The sequence below is a fragment of the Leuconostoc litchii genome, from assembly GCF_008107645.1.
Classification (GTDB): Bacteria; Bacillota; Bacilli; order Lactobacillales; family Lactobacillaceae; genus Leuconostoc; species Leuconostoc litchii.
The window spans coordinates 745,108-759,726 of sequence record NZ_SDGY01000001.1 but is presented as its reverse complement, the minus strand read 5'-3'; the positions used below and the strand labels follow the sequence as shown (position 1 = coordinate 759,726).

Here is a 14,619-nt window from a genome sequence, read left to right as displayed (position 1 = left end):
GAATAGGTAATAAATTTTATGGAGGGTATGTGCTTAGCGCTAGGCAACGAATAGATATAAATTGTTGCTTTCTATTTTCCACGCTTTGCATTTTTATAAATCATGGCAAAAGATAAACTCATTGGTGTCGATCTTGGTGGTACAACCATCAAGTTTGCAATTTTGACTGATCAAGGCGAAATTCAACAAAAGTGGTCAATTAAAACAAACATATTAGATGATGGAACACATATTGTGCCAGATATTATTGAATCAATTAATCATCATTTAGATTTGTACCAATTGGACAAAGAACGTATTATTGGTATTGGTATGGGAACACCTGGGACTGTTGATCGAGAAGCCGGAACAGTAACTGGTGCATTTAATTTAAATTGGAAAACAGAACAACCTGTCAAAGCGGATATTGAAGCCGGAACAGGATTCACACTAACAATTGATAATGATGCCAATTCTGCTGCTCTCGGTGAAGCTTGGAAGGGCGCTGGAAATAATGATGACGAAGTTTCATTCATTACTTTAGGAACAGGTGTTGGTGGTGGATTACTAGCAAATGGCAAGTTAATCCATGGTACAGTTGGTGCTGGTGGTGAAGTTGGGCATATGATTGTTGAACCTGATGGTTATCTATGTACATGTGGTAATCGAGGTTGCTTAGAGCAATATGCTTCTGCTACTGGCGTGGTTCATCTAGCACAAAACATTGCTGAAGAATATGTTGGTAGTTCTAAATTGAAAAAAATGATTGATGATGGTGAAGAAGTTACATCCAAAATTGTTTTTGATTTAGCTAAGCAAGGTGATTTCTTGGCTAATAAAGTAGTGGATAAGGTAGCTTACTACCTTGGTTATGCTACAGCCACTATGTCGAATATTTTAAATCCATCTGCTGTAGTTATTGGCGGTGGCGTTGCAGCAGCAGGTGAGTTCTTACGGGCTCGTGTTGAAGAACACTGGAATAAGTTTGCTTTCCCAACCGTACGGAATTCTACACGTGTTAAGTTGGCTGAATTAGGTAATGATGCTGGTGTAATTGGTGCCGCTAGTTTAGCTCGGGAGGCTGTTTAATTATAAATAAAAAACTGCTAAGTCTAATTCTTAGCAGTTTTTTTTATTTAGTTATGCTAGATTAACTGATGATTCAACAGTTTTTGTTTGCGTTTTATGATTATCGATATGTGGTAAAAATGCAGGCAACAAATCATCAACAGAAAAATTAGTCAGGATTTGTGTATTCAAAATGAATGCATCGTCAATTGCCACAGTAGGTTGAATTTTTGTTAACATATCATGAGCTAATTGTTGATCATCTAAAATTGATTGGACCGTCTCCGACGAATTTCGATTATACAAAAAGTCTTGTATGTTCAGATTTACCATTTTTGCGACATCAGTGACTAAATCAAGAGAGTACGATTTTTTATCAGTTAATAATGACTTTTGAAGCTCAATAAGTAAGGCTCTGGCTTTTTTATTTCCTTCAATTTGGGCAGCTTTGAAATCTAAAATTAACCGATAGACCAAAGTTATTTTGTCCTCTGGCTTATCGACACATGGTTCCGAAAGAACAATAGATTCTTTGATTATATTCATCATTGATTCACTAATGATTGGGACAAAAAATAAATGATGTGACCGCTCAATTTTTTCACTAATATTTTGTAAATACTGTTCAGTCAGTAAGCAGTTATCGGATAATGGGGTATCGAAGTGATATATGGAAAGCATGGGAAATCTCCTGAATTATAAACTTAATTTAATATACAAAATATTAGTATAGTCGTCAAGTGGGCAGTTGACAAATGATAAGCTCATAAATATGTTAAAATAGAATAGTAGTAATTAAAAAATATTAAAAAGGACGACAGTATGGATTGGGAACAATTTTTTATACCATATATTCAAACCGTCTCAGAACTTAAAGTAAAGTTTCGCGGCCTACGTCAACAATATGAAAAAACTGGAGAAGATTCCTCAATAGAATTTGTTACTGGTCGTGTCAAATCTCGCGCTTCTATTGAAGAAAAAATTGTTCGACGCCATCTAGATGAAAGTCGATTGGCACTTGATTTACAAGATATCGCTGGCGTTCGCATTATGACAAAATATGTCGAAGATATTTATACCGTAGTTGATTTGTTGCGCCAACGAACAGACTTCCAAATCTTGGAAGAACGTGACTATGTTAGCAATGCAAAGCCATCGGGGTATAGATCATACCATCTTGTTATTGAGTATCCAGTGCAAATGTACACTGGAGAACAAAAAATATTGGCCGAGATTCAAGTTCGCACGATGGCTATGAATTTCTGGGCTACGATTGAACATGATTTACGCTACAAACATGGCGAGTTAAATGAAGATTTAGCTGATCGACTAACAAAATTATCTGAGTCAACGTTTGCTTTAGATCAAGAACTGAGTGAAATAAGAGCAATAGAATGAAAATCGCAATTTTCAATAATCAGGCCGAACAAAGTGTGAACATTGCTAATAATTTAGTGTTAGCAATGAAAAAAAATAATGTCATTATTGATAATAGTAATCCAGATATTGTCGTTTCTGTTGGCGGAGATGGCACGCTTTTGGGTGCTTTTCAAAAATATGTTGATCAAATCGAAAATATTCGCTTTGTAGGCTTACATACAGGTCACTTAGGGTTTTATACTGATTGGCTGAGTGACGAAGTCAATCAGTTTGTCGATAGTTTATTGCATGATAATGGTCAAAAAGTTAGTTATCCATTATTAGAGTTGACTGTGGTCAGAACAAGCGGCGAAGCTTATAAGTTTTTAGCATTGAATGAGGCAGTCATTAAACAACCTATAGGGACATTGGTTGCTGATATATATCTTGGCGGCCAACCTTTTGAACGTTTTCGTGGAGATGGCATTGCGGTAGCCACGCCTACCGGTTCGACTGCCTACAACAAAGCTAATGGTGGTGCGGTATTACACCCAAGTTTGCCAGCTATACAAATGTCTGAAATTGCTTCAATAAATAATCGTGTATTCCGAACATTAGGGTCACCTTTGATTGTGCCTCAAGATCAAGAAATTATCATGAGACCCAAAAGTAACCATTTCTTGGTCATGTATGATCAAGAAGAGATAAAGGGGCAAAATATCGCAGAACTACGTTTTAAAGTTTCACAAAAGCGCGTACATTTTGCGCAATATAGGCATGTTGATTTTTGGAGACGAGTGCAAAATGCCTTTATCAGCGAGATTGAATAAAACAACTGTTGTTTAAAAAGAAATTGTCTACATAAATTTGAGAGGAATTTAGTAATAGCACCTACGTTTCAATTAGTGCGCTAAGAATGAATAATTTAACTTATGAAATTTACTTGGAAATATAATGGAAATGAACAGCGCAAAGTGCGTACTTTTTTGCAGGGTCATGGTGTCTCGCATAGAATGTTCAGCCAAATGAAACACAACGGTGGGGCTATTTTGGTTAATCAGAAGCCAGTTTATACATCTGATTATTTAAAAAATGGGGATTTAGTAACTATCATTATGCCTACTGAGGAAAGTAATGATTTGGTTGCACCAGACTATAATCCACTGAACATCATATTTGAAAATGAGCATTGGTTAGTTGTTGATAAACCTTATGGTGTAACAACAGTTCCTGGTCATGCAGACCGATTGCATACTTTGGTTAATCAAGTAAAAGGTCATCTTGAAACGATTAAAGCTGAGGATTTGGTTCCCCATGTGGTGACCCGTTTAGATCGTGATACATCAGGCATTGTTTTATTAGCGAAGCATCGTTTTGCTCATGCCGTTTTAGATCAACAGTTACAAGAACACACTGTTGAGAAATTTTATCTAGCATATCCTTCAGGTATACTAACGGAAGATCATGCTGACATTAATGCACCGATAGGTCGCATGGACGGTGATTTTATTAAAAGAGAAGTTCGAAATGATGGGAAAAAGTCTCGGACAGAATATTGGGTTGAACAGCGTTATGAAAACGATATTCAAAATATGACCCGTGTAAAGGTACAATTACATACGGGAAGAACACACCAAATTCGTGTCCATTTTGCTAATATTGGGCATCCATTGGTTGGGGATACGCTTTATGGTGGTCCGGCAAGTTATGGCCTGAAAAGACAGGCATTGCATGCATATCACATGAAATTTTACGATCCTTTTATTGAAGAATATCGTGAATTCAATACATCGTTGCCTGATGATTTGAAAATTTTGAAAGATGTAGAGTAGAGAAGTGGAAGAAAAGTCAGAACAATTACATCAAAATATTGATCATCTATCCGATTTACTTCATTCAGGACAAGATGATAGTTTTGTGACGTCATTTAAATCCCTGCATGATTATGAAATGGGACAGGTTTATATTGATTTACCAGAGCAATTACGTGCAGTAGCATGGCGTTTGCTTGATAATGACACACTAGCAACTGTTTTTGATAATATTGATGCTGACGAAGATGACATTGATGATCTTTTGCAAGAAATGCCACCACAAAAAGCCGTTCAAATCTTACGAGATATGTATGCCGATAACGAGGTAGATATTTTACAAAAAATGCCAACTCGTCTAGTGGCTACGTACTTAAGTTTAATGCCCAAAGGTGAAGCCGAAGATATTCGTAAACTTATTAATTATGAAGAACAAACGGCTGGATCCTTGATGTCAATCGAATATCTTGCGGTTGAAGAAGATTTACGTGTTGATGAAGTCATGCGGCTAGTGAAACAACAAGCTTTAGAAGCGGAAGCCATTAACTATGTGTATGTATTAGATAAGCAAGAAAGACTAATTGGTGTTATTTCTCTTCGTGATTTATTAACACATCCTGATGATATGCTAGTTTCACAAATTACCAAAGATCGTATTATTAGTGTAAAAGCAGGAGATGATCAGCAGGATGTCGCACAAATCGTGGCAGATTATAATTTTATTTCTATTCCCGTAACTGATGATAATGATCGCTTATTGGGTGTTATTACAGTTGATGATATTGTCGATGTCATTGATGAAGAGGCTGTCGAAGATTATTCTGGACTGGCTGCCGTTAACGTTAGCCAAACTGATGATACAGCATGGCACTCAGCGATAAAACGTATTCCATGGTTAATTGCTTTACTTTTGTTGGGAATGTCTACTGCAACATTAATTAGCTCTTTTGATGGCTTGGTTCGAAAGGCTTCTATTCTTGCTGTTTTTATTTCTCTTATTACTGGAACTGCTGGTAATGCTGGAACACAAGCATTGGCTTTAGCAGTACGACGTTTGGCTGTTGGGACTGAAAACAGTGCGATTAAAAACTTTCTAAGTGAAATCTTAGCTGGTTTCTTAGTAGGCATAGCTACTGGTTTTTCTGTTTTTCTTATTGTCACTTTCTGGAAACAAAATTATCAACTTGGTCTTGCTGTTGGTATTGCGATGTCAATTGCAATTATGGTTGCTAATTTAGCTGGTTATTTAATTCCTGTTTTTATTGATAAAATAGGTATGGATCCGGCAGTAGCTAGTGGACCGTTCATCACAACCTTGTCGGATTTAACATCAGTCCTGATTTATTTTAATATTGCGCAACTATTTATTTCTCATTTTATGGGCGCATAAAAAAAGAGTACCTAAGTACTCTTTTTTATTTACTTAATATTAAACATTGGTTTGATTTGTTTTGCAAAACTACCATCAGGGTCATTGACAAATTGTGCATAATCTTGCCAATATTTATCTGATAGAATAATGGGTTCAGCAATATTATCTGGAATATATTGACGTGGAATCGCACCGTCATCTGTTACGGGTCCATCATAATGATGAGCAAAATCTTTCATTTTTTTCTCAATTACTAATGCTTGTGGCCCAAACCAATTATATGGTTCACGATGTATTCTATTGTCTTCAATATCAAATAAGGTTTCGTGATGGTTGATAGCAAAGGGGTGAACGAGACTAACAAAGTTGACTTGGCCGTTATGATCAATTTCAGCAATTGCACCTGCCATTTCAGAAGGTAGATTAGTTTCCTGATTTTTTATAGAAGACAACAATAATTGACCCCTAAATGAGGTTTCTAAATTAATAGGTTTGCCAATGATTAATGTTAATAATTTTTCTGGTGATATGCTTAATGATTTCATAGTTTATTAATCCTGTATGTTGATAAAACTAAACTGTTCAAAGTCGAATAACCCTTGATCGGTAATTTTCAAACTCGGAATTACTGGAAGCGCCATAAAAGATAAAGTTAAGAATGGATCAAATGGTACATCGCTAATTTCAGAGAAAGCTTCTCTTAATTGGTTATTTGTTGTGATAACTTTTTCAAAAGGTTGGTCAGACATTAGACCACCTATCGGTAGTGGTAATGTTGTTACTTTCCCTTGGTTGACGACAACTTGTCCACCACCGATTTCATGAAGTGTATTTGCTGCCAAAATCATATCTTCATCGTCGACACCTGCTATGATAACATTATGTGAGTCATGAGCGATAGTTGAAGCGATTGCTCCCGATTGCAAATTAAAGCCTTTGATGATACCGACACCATGGCCAAGATTATGATAACGTTCTGCTACAACGATTTTTGCAAATGAGGTATTTGGCACGAATTGACCATCAATAATTGGCACGTTTTCAATCGTGTGTTCTGTCGTAATATGATGTGGCGTAATGTTAATGATATGAGCTGGTCGATTAGAAGCTAAGCGTAAGTTAATATCTGACTGACTTAATGTGAAATTTAAAGATTGGTTGGCTAGTGGTGTTACCGTGGAATGATTGTCTTGATACCATTGTCCATCTACCATAACCTTGTCTACTTTAAAGTGATTGAGGTCTTCAAAAACAATTAAATCAGCGACAAAGCCATCTGCTAACGCACCGATGTTTTGTAATTTGTGTGCTTGTGCGGCGTTATATGTAGCTAGTTTCAAAGCAATTGCTGGATCCATACCATTTTCTATAGCAAGATTAACACTATAATCAATAGAACCTTCATCTTGAATATCGCTAGCTGTTTTGTCATCAGTTGCAAAGGAAAAGTGGTCATGATTAGCTAAAGTGATTGCGGGCAGAATAGCTTTTTCATCACGTTCGACAGTCCCTTCCCGTACAAAAACTGAAAATCCAGCATTTAAACGTTCTAGTGCTTCCTTAGCTGTTTCGCTTTCATGGTCAGTGTCAATGCCAACTTTTCGATAGATGGCAAGTTGTTCAGAAGATAGACCAGCGGCATGTCCATCAACATGCCTGTTAGCTTCTTTAGCATCTTTGATTTTTTGTAACATATCTGGATCAGCATTTGCAACTGCAGGAAAATCCATGACTTCTGCTAAACCATTAATTTCAGGTATGCTGTAGAATGGCTTCAAGGCATCTGCATGTAGTGTGGCACCAGCATGCTCAAATGGGGTTGCTGGCACGGAGGAAGGCAACATATAGTGAATGTGCAATGGCGTTTGCTTGGCATCTTCCAACATATACTGAATGCCTGATACGCCAGCAACACTAGCAATTTCATGTGGGTCAGCAAATATTCTGGTAATACCATGCGACAATACTAATTTTCCAAATTCGCTCGGTGTCAGCAGCGAGCTCTCAATATGTAAATGCGAATCAATTAACCCCGGTGCAATGTAGCGCCCACCAGCATCAAAAGTATTGATGGCTGTTAAGTCGTTCCTTGTACCACGATATAGTATTTTGTCATTTTCAATCCATAATTCTGTATCTTCAAATTTTAAGTTAAATACATCTAGGACTTTAGCATTTTTGATATGCCAGCTAACTATTTTTGTCACAATTTGTCTCACCTTCAATTTTTTTATATGATACCACAAAGTCACATAAGTTAGGGTAGCTATTCTGATGAAAAGTGTTGTACCAATTTTTATAAATGAGGTATACCAATATGATTTAAATGTTTGACAATGTCTTTTTGTCTGTGTAAAATAGCACTTGTTAATGATATTATAAAATAAACCATTTTTGAAAGTAGGGCTATATAAATGTGCGGAATTGTAGGGTTTACTAGTTTTAATCAGGTACTACCAACATTATTAAAAGGATTAGAAAAGTTAGAATATCGAGGTTATGATTCAGCTGGTGTTTATGTTAATGATGGTGATCAAGGAGATTACTTAGTTAAAGAAACTGGGCGTGTCGCTGATTTAGAACGTGCGACGGTAGGAACGAATATCAAGGGTACATCTGGAATTGCACATACACGTTGGGCGACTCATGGTGGTGTATCTGTTGAAAATGCTCATCCACATGCTTCAACTGATGGTCGTTTTTATTTAGCTCACAATGGCGTGATTGAAAACTATGACGTGTTACGTGATACTTATTTGCAAGACATTGAACTTCATTCTGAGACTGATACAGAAGTTGCCGTACAATTGATTGATAAATTTTCTAAAGAAGAACACTTAGAGGCAGTTGATGCTTTTAAAAAAATGATTAGTTTGCTAGATGGAAATTCAGCTTACGCATTCTTGTTGATGGATCGTCAAACGCCAGGTGTAATGTATACAGCAAAAAAGAAGAGTCCTTTGTTAATTGGCGTTTCTGAACAAGGAAATGTTGTTACTTCTGATGCAGCTGCTATGCTTGATGTTACACATGATTTTATTGAATTAATGGATGATGAAGTTGCTATTATTAAAAAAGACCAAGTGACATTATTTAATGCAGAAGGCCAACAAATCACTCGCTTACCATTCCATTTAGATATTGATGCTTCTGAAACTGATAAAGGTGTCTATCCTTACTATATGTTAAAGGAGGTTGATGAACAAGCAATTGTAACACGTACACTTTCACAGCATTATTTTGATGACGAGAACAACATTCGAAATATTGATCCGCAAATCATTGATGCAATGAGAGCAGCAGATCGTCTATATATTGTGGCTGCTGGTACATCTTATCATGCGGGCTTGGTTGGCAAGCGTTATTTTGAACAGTGGGCTAATTTACCAACCGAAGTTCATATTGCCTCAGAGTTTGCCTATGATCAACCGCTGTTAAGCAAAAAACCATTCTTTATCTTCCTTAGTCAGTCTGGTGAAACAGCGGATTCTCGTGAAGTTTTAGATAATATCATGAAGCAAGGTTATCCAACATTAACCATTGCTAATGTGATGAACTCAACATTAACTCGAGAGGCTAATTTTGCTTTACCATTACTTGCGGGTCCTGAAATAGCAGTTGCTTCAACAAAAGCATATACAGCACAAATTAGTGTGGAAGCTATCTTGGCGCATGCAATTGGCCAATCAGGATTAGATTTGAAGCTTGAATTGGCTAAAGTAGCTGTTGAAATGCAAGTGATTTCCGATCAAAAAGAAGACTTTAAGGCTATAGCAGAGCAATCGTTATCTGGTCAGCGTTCAGCATTTTATATTGGACGTGGATTAGATGCTGCTGTGGCAGTTGAAGCAGCATTAAAATTGAAAGAAATTTCTTATGTACAAACAGAAGGCTTTGCTGCTGGAGAGTTAAAACATGGTACTATTTCATTGATTGAAGATGGCACACCTGTTTTTGCATTACTTACGCAAGCCAGAACTGCTGGTTTAGTTCGTGGAGAAATTGCACAAGTTGCTGCTCGAGGTGCGAACACAATTGTATTGTCAACGAAAGCATTGTCAAAAGCAGGAGATGCTTATATTTTGCCAGAAGTTAACGAATTACTCATGCCATTATTAGAAGTCATTCCGGCTCAATTAATAGCATATTACGCTACGCTGGATCGAGGACTAGATGTTGATCGTCCAAGAAACTTAGCTAAAAGTGTTACGGTGCAGTGACAATAAGGGATTCGGTAGGAATATTCTTATCGAATTTTTTTGTGTGAAGCGTTTCATTCTGGTAAAATGTACTAGATACCATTGTGCAAAAAACATTGCATACGAAGGAGGAGCGTTTTGGCGCTTTTTAAAACAAAAGAGAGTATCGTTATTGATGATGCTCAACTAAAAATTCCGCAACACATAGCAATTATTATGGATGGTAATGGCCGTTGGGCGAAAAAACGTATGATGCCACGTGCTGCTGGCCATAAAGCAGGGATGAATACTGTAAAACGCATTTCCTCTTCTGCGAGTGAATTAGGTGTTAAAGTGTTAACATTGTACGCTTTTTCAACTGAAAATTGGTCTCGACCTAGTGATGAAGTCAATTTTTTAATGCAATTACCTATTAATTTTTTCAATGATTTTGTCCCAGATTTAATTAAAAATAATATCCGTGTTGCCATTACTGGTAATATCGAAGCACTTCCTAATGCCACACGAAATGCGGTTTTGCAGGCTGTAGAACAAACAGCCGGTGGGACAGGTATGATATTAAATTTTGCTATGAACTATGGTGGACAGGTTGAAATTGTTAATGCTACCAAAGTAATAGCTGAAGCAGTTGAAAAGGGGCAAATTAACATAGCTGATATTAATTCCACGACTTTTGCTACAGCTCTACAAACGGCCCATTTAGGTGATTTGGCTGCGCCAGACTTAATGATTCGTACGTCTGGAGAATTAAGATTAAGTAACTTTTTACCATATCAGGCAGCTTATTCTGAATTATATTTTACAGATGTTCTTTGGCCAGACTACTCTGCAGATGATTTGTTGTTGGCTGTTCAATCTTATACTAAACGAGATCGTCGGTTTGGCGGTCTCAAAGATGAAAGTGAGAAGTAAATTTAATGAAAACACGTGTTATTACGGCAATTGTTGCTTTGATTATATTTGTACCACTATTGATTATTGGTGATATACCTCTTTTAGTATTAACAGTTGTGATGGCAGTTGTCGGTATCAGTGAAATATTACGCATGAAGCATCGTTTTTTTATCTCTGCGGAAGCGCTACTCAGTTTCTTGGGTGTTATTGTCATTACTTTACCCAAAGATGTTTGGAATAGCATGCCATTCCAAATTAATTCAAACGTAATTTTTTATATTATTGTATTCCTGTTATTATTGCATACGGTATTGAGCCGTAATCATTTTAATTTTGATGATGCCGGTACATTGGCATTGGCTATCGTGTATGTTGGAACAGGGTTCCACTACTTTTTTCAAGCTGATAACAAGAATTTAGCCACTGTTATGTTTGGTATGCTAATTGTTTGGATTACTGATTCAGGTGCATATATGGTTGGACGTGCTATCGGAAAAACAAAGCTAGCACCTAAGATTAGTCCTAACAAGACTTGGGAAGGCTCTGTCGGCGGTAGTGTGGTAGCGGTTATCCTTGTACCAGCATTATTTACTATTTTCCATTGGTTACCAGCATATAGTTTTATTGAGTTACTGGTATTTACTGTTATTTTGTCGATAGCTGGTCAATTGGGTGATTTAATAGAATCAGGTTTGAAGAGACACTATGGTGTAAAAGACTCAGGAAACATTTTACCAGGACATGGTGGTATATTAGATCGTTTTGATTCAATGTTAATTGTTATGCCTATGATGGCTGTGTTAGGCATATTAAACTAAAAGAAATGATTTGATAAAATATAATTTGAATCAAATCAAGTGGGTGAAAATGTTATGAATATTACATCAATTATTGCTTTTTTATTTGTGTTTGGTGTGATTGTCACTGTACATGAGTTCGGACATTTTATTGTTGCAAAAAAATCAGGTGTGTTGGTTCGTGAGTTTGCAATAGGAATGGGGCCAAAATTATTAAGTTGGAATCGTAATCATACCGCTTATACTATACGAATATTGCCTGTGGGTGGTTATGTACGTATGGCTGGTATGGATGAAGAGCCAGATTTGGACGCAGGGCAACGCTTAAGATTAACATTAGATGCTCAAGGTAAAGTTACAAAATTAGATACGCGAGTCGATGAAGCAGGTATTGGTTTGCCATTTCAAGTTGATTCATTTGATCTAACTGATGCTTTGACACTGACAGGATACTTGAATAATGAGTCGGAAATGACAATAATTAGTGTTCATCACGATGCTACTATCATCGAAGAAAATGGTGTTGAAGTTCAAGTTGCACCGCGTGATGTATGGTTACAGAGCACAGTGGTCTGGAAACGTATATTGATTAATATTGCTGGTCCGATAATGAATTTCCTACTAGCACTGATTGTTTTTTCTGGATTAGGACTGACAATCTCTAGCGTGAGTTTAAATGAGCCAGTTGTTGGAACTGTTCAAAAAAATATGCCAGCTGAGCGTGCCGGTTTGAAATCCGGTGATAAAATTACAGCGATTAATGGCGTAACAACAGGAACATGGAATAAAGTCGCTAATGAAATTAGTAGTTCAAATGAAAAGCAACTGATAGTTAGCATACTGCGTGATGGTAATAAAAAACAAGTTGAAGTAACACCAAAAACTGTTAAAATAAATGGTGTAAAGACGAACCAAATTGGGATTGTGGAATTAACACATACAGACATACTTTCTCGTTTGAAATATGGTTTGATTAATACGGGTGCTACCGTTGGGAGAATATGGTATGCTTTGACACATTTGTTTACAGGTGGATTTAGCCTTGACAAACTTGGTGGGCCTGTATCAATTGCCAAGACAACATCTTCTGTAGCTAAAACAGGTTTTTTAAACATTTTAGTATTTATGGCGATGTTATCAGTGAATTTAGGAATTATGAATTTAATTCCAATTCCAGCATTAGATGGTGGTAAAATTATTTTGAACTTGTTAGAGGCAATATTAAGACGTCCTTTACCACAATCATTCGAGAGCGGCGTAACGGTTGTTGGTGCAGTATTCATGATTATTTTAATGATTGCAGTCACTGTCAACGATATTCTAAGATAATAGGTGCTTTTTGCACCGTACATAATTGAGAAAAATAATAAGGGGATTTTATGAAACAATCGAAATTATTAATGCCAACTTTACGGGATATTCCTGCAGAAGCTGAAGTCAAGAGTCATCAGTTGTTGCTAAAAGCTGGTTACATTCGTCCTATTGCAGCAGGTATGTTTTCATATTTACCATTAGCTAAGCGAGTGTTGAACAAAATAGAGGCTATTATTCGCGAAGAAATGAGCAAAATTGATGCCAATGAAATGCTGGTGCCGGAAGTATTGCCAGCTGAGTTATGGCAACGTTCAGGTCGTTATGAGACATACGGACCAGCATTATATAAGCTTAAAAATCGACAAGAACGTGATTTCATTTTAGGCCCTACTCATGAGGAAACATTTACGCAATTAATTGCTGATGAAATTAAGTCTTATAAGAAGTTACCGCTCACAGTTTATCAAATTCAGGCTAAATTCAGAGATGAAAATCGACCACGTTTTGGACTGCTTCGAACACGTGAATTCATCATGAAAGATGCTTATTCATTTAGTGCCGATCAAGAAGGGCTTGATGAAGCTTTTCATAATATGGAAGAAGCATATATTAATATCTTTAATCGTCTGGGACTTCAGTATCGAGCAATAGTTGGTGATGCAGGAGCCATGGGGGGATCTGATTCAAAAGAGTTTTCTGCGCCTGCTGCTGCAGGTGAAGACACAATTGCTTATTCTGATGCCACGGATTATGCAGCTAATTTGGAAATGGCTAAAGACTTCTATGAACGTCAGCCATCAAAAGCAGCACAATTAGACCTTAAAAAAATTGCTACCCCAAATGAAAAAACAATTGATGATGTAGCTGTATTTTTGGACAAGCCTCGAAATCAATTGGTTAAAACAATTATGTTTTTGGCTGACGAAGAGTTAGTTGCTGTCATAACAACTGGTGATTTTGAAATTAACGAAGTTAAAGTACAAAATTATTTACACGTAGATTCATTAGTTATGGCTGACGAAGACGCTGTTCGTAAAGTTGTAGGAGCTGGTTTTGGTTCTTTGGGTCCAGTAGGGTTACCAGAAAATATTAAATTATTAGTTGATGAACGAGCAGCTGATTTGGCAAATTTTGCTGCAGGCGCTAATGAAGATGGCCAGCATTACGTAAATATTAATTGGAATCGCGATGTTAAACTACCTGCAGAGAATATTAATGATTTCCGTGTAGTCCATGAAGGTGACTTAGCTGTTGATGGTAAAGGTAAATTACAATTTACCTCAGGAATCGAAATTGGACACATCTTTAAATTAGGTACACGATATTCTAAGACGTTAGGTGCGCAAGTTTTGGATAACAATGGTCGCCAAACTGATGTTATTATGGGTTCATATGGTATCGGTGTTTCACGCTTACTAAGTGCTATTGCTGAACAAAGAGCAGATGAAGATGGTCTGGTATGGCCAGCCAGTGTTGCACCTTTTGATGTTCATATCGTACCAATTAATATGAAAGATGAAGATCAAGCTCGCGTTGCAGAACAACTAGAAACATTGTTAGTGGCTCAGGGGATGGAAGTCTTGGTTGATGATCGTAAAGAGCGCGCTGGTGTTAAATTCGCTGATGCTGATTTGCTTGGTTTACCAATTCGTATTACAGTTGGTAAGAAAGCTAATGAAGATGTGGTAGAGGTTAAGGTTCGGGCAAGTAACACAAATATTGAAATGCGAGTTAGCGAAGTGGTTGATTCTGTTTCAGTCTTATTAAATGCGTCAGAAAAATAACTATTTTTAATTAGCCGATAATCCATCGGCTTTTTTACTCAA

Annotated in this window: 13 protein-coding genes; 10 read left to right on the top strand and 3 right to left on the bottom strand. The window is 36.8% G+C overall.

The genetic code is table 11. From position 1 onward, the window contains the following. Positions 1-102 precede the first annotated feature (102 nt). Positions 103-1,068 carry an ROK family glucokinase gene (locus tag ESZ47_RS03740; protein ID WP_148604874.1) on the top strand — a complete coding sequence of 322 codons (966 nt, stop codon included), beginning with the start codon at positions 103-105 and terminating at the stop codon, positions 1,066-1,068. A 51-nt stretch (positions 1,069-1,119) separates the two neighbouring features. On the opposite strand, the gene ESZ47_RS03735 is transcribed toward ESZ47_RS03740, so the two are convergent. Further along, positions 1,120-1,728, bottom strand: a complete 609-nt coding sequence (locus ESZ47_RS03735) for a DsbA family protein (RefSeq protein ID WP_148604873.1) — start codon at positions 1,726-1,728, stop codon at positions 1,120-1,122. 141 nt (positions 1,729-1,869) lie between these two features. On the opposite strand from ESZ47_RS03735, the gene ESZ47_RS03730 reads away from it, so the two are divergent. The 4 genes from ESZ47_RS03730 to mgtE all read left to right on the top strand — a co-directional run bounded on the left by ESZ47_RS03730 (position 1,870) and on the right by mgtE (position 5,607). After that, positions 1,870-2,445: a GTP pyrophosphokinase gene (locus ESZ47_RS03730; RefSeq protein ID WP_148604871.1), complete on the top strand. Its 576-nt coding sequence runs from the start codon at positions 1,870-1,872 to the stop codon at positions 2,443-2,445. Beyond that, complete coding sequence (locus ESZ47_RS03725; RefSeq protein ID WP_148604869.1) at positions 2,442-3,236, top strand: NAD kinase; 795 nt, start codon at positions 2,442-2,444, stop codon at positions 3,234-3,236. Before ESZ47_RS03730 ends, ESZ47_RS03725 begins: the two co-directional genes overlap by 4 nt. A gap of 102 nt (positions 3,237-3,338) precedes the next feature. Next, positions 3,339-4,238: an RluA family pseudouridine synthase gene (locus tag ESZ47_RS03720; protein WP_148604867.1), complete on the top strand. Its 900-nt coding sequence runs from the start codon at positions 3,339-3,341 to the stop codon at positions 4,236-4,238. A 4-nt stretch (positions 4,239-4,242) separates the two neighbouring features. Further along, complete coding sequence (gene mgtE / locus ESZ47_RS03715; protein ID WP_148604865.1) at positions 4,243-5,607, top strand: magnesium transporter; 1,365 nt, start codon at positions 4,243-4,245, stop codon at positions 5,605-5,607. 29 nt (positions 5,608-5,636) lie between these two features. Here the strand turns inward: mgtE and ESZ47_RS03710 are convergent, their stop codons facing one another. Together ESZ47_RS03710 and ade are read right to left on the bottom strand one after the other, a co-directional pair. Next, positions 5,637-6,134: a hypothetical protein gene (locus tag ESZ47_RS03710; protein ID WP_148604863.1), complete on the bottom strand. Its 498-nt coding sequence runs from the start codon at positions 6,132-6,134 to the stop codon at positions 5,637-5,639. A 6-nt stretch (positions 6,135-6,140) separates the two neighbouring features. Then, complete coding sequence (gene ade, locus ESZ47_RS03705; protein WP_148604861.1) at positions 6,141-7,796, bottom strand: adenine deaminase; 1,656 nt, start codon at positions 7,794-7,796, stop codon at positions 6,141-6,143. A 207-nt stretch (positions 7,797-8,003) separates the two neighbouring features. Between ade and glmS the strand changes: the two genes are divergently transcribed. The 5 genes from glmS (at position 8,004) to ESZ47_RS03680 (ending at position 14,577) form a co-directional block, all read left to right on the top strand. Next, complete coding sequence (gene glmS / locus ESZ47_RS03700) at positions 8,004-9,809, top strand: glutamine--fructose-6-phosphate transaminase (isomerizing) (RefSeq protein WP_148604859.1); 1,806 nt, start codon at positions 8,004-8,006, stop codon at positions 9,807-9,809. A 117-nt stretch (positions 9,810-9,926) separates the two neighbouring features. Next, positions 9,927-10,700 (top strand): isoprenyl transferase, encoded by a 774-nt coding sequence (locus ESZ47_RS03695; RefSeq protein WP_148604858.1) that lies wholly within the window; start codon positions 9,927-9,929, stop codon positions 10,698-10,700. A gap of 5 nt (positions 10,701-10,705) precedes the next feature. Further along, positions 10,706-11,500 carry a phosphatidate cytidylyltransferase gene (locus ESZ47_RS03690; protein ID WP_148604856.1) on the top strand — a complete coding sequence of 265 codons (795 nt, stop codon included), beginning with the start codon at positions 10,706-10,708 and terminating at the stop codon, positions 11,498-11,500. Positions 11,501-11,554: 54 nt separating this feature from the next. After that, on the top strand, positions 11,555-12,808 hold the full coding sequence (gene rseP / locus ESZ47_RS03685) for an RIP metalloprotease RseP (RefSeq protein WP_148604854.1): 1,254 nt from the start codon (positions 11,555-11,557) through the stop codon (positions 12,806-12,808). 50 nt (positions 12,809-12,858) lie between these two features. After that, positions 12,859-14,577, top strand: coding sequence for a proline--tRNA ligase (locus ESZ47_RS03680; RefSeq protein ID WP_148604852.1), 1,719 nt, complete (start codon positions 12,859-12,861; stop codon positions 14,575-14,577). Positions 14,578-14,619: the final 42 nt, after the last annotated feature.

Excerpts from the sequence above, each read along its gene's own strand:
- rseP (WP_148604854.1), top strand. The coding sequence starts at position 11,555 with ATGAATATTACATCAATTATTGCTTTTTTATTTGTGTTTGGTGTGATT.
- ESZ47_RS03735 (WP_148604873.1), bottom strand. The coding sequence starts at position 1,728 with ATGCTTTCCATATATCACTTCGATACCCCATTATCCGATAACTGCTTA.
- glmS (WP_148604859.1), top strand. The coding sequence starts at position 8,004 with ATGTGCGGAATTGTAGGGTTTACTAGTTTTAATCAGGTACTACCAACA.
- ESZ47_RS03720 (WP_148604867.1), top strand. The coding sequence starts at position 3,339 with ATGAAATTTACTTGGAAATATAATGGAAATGAACAGCGCAAAGTGCGT.
- ESZ47_RS03690 (WP_148604856.1), top strand. The coding sequence starts at position 10,706 with ATGAAAACACGTGTTATTACGGCAATTGTTGCTTTGATTATATTTGTA.
- ESZ47_RS03725 (WP_148604869.1), top strand. The coding sequence starts at position 2,442 with ATGAAAATCGCAATTTTCAATAATCAGGCCGAACAAAGTGTGAACATT.
- ESZ47_RS03730 (WP_148604871.1), top strand. The coding sequence starts at position 1,870 with ATGGATTGGGAACAATTTTTTATACCATATATTCAAACCGTCTCAGAA.
- ESZ47_RS03710 (WP_148604863.1), bottom strand. The coding sequence starts at position 6,134 with ATGAAATCATTAAGCATATCACCAGAAAAATTATTAACATTAATCATT.
- ESZ47_RS03740 (WP_148604874.1), top strand. The coding sequence starts at position 103 with ATGGCAAAAGATAAACTCATTGGTGTCGATCTTGGTGGTACAACCATC.
- ESZ47_RS03680 (WP_148604852.1), top strand. The coding sequence starts at position 12,859 with ATGAAACAATCGAAATTATTAATGCCAACTTTACGGGATATTCCTGCA.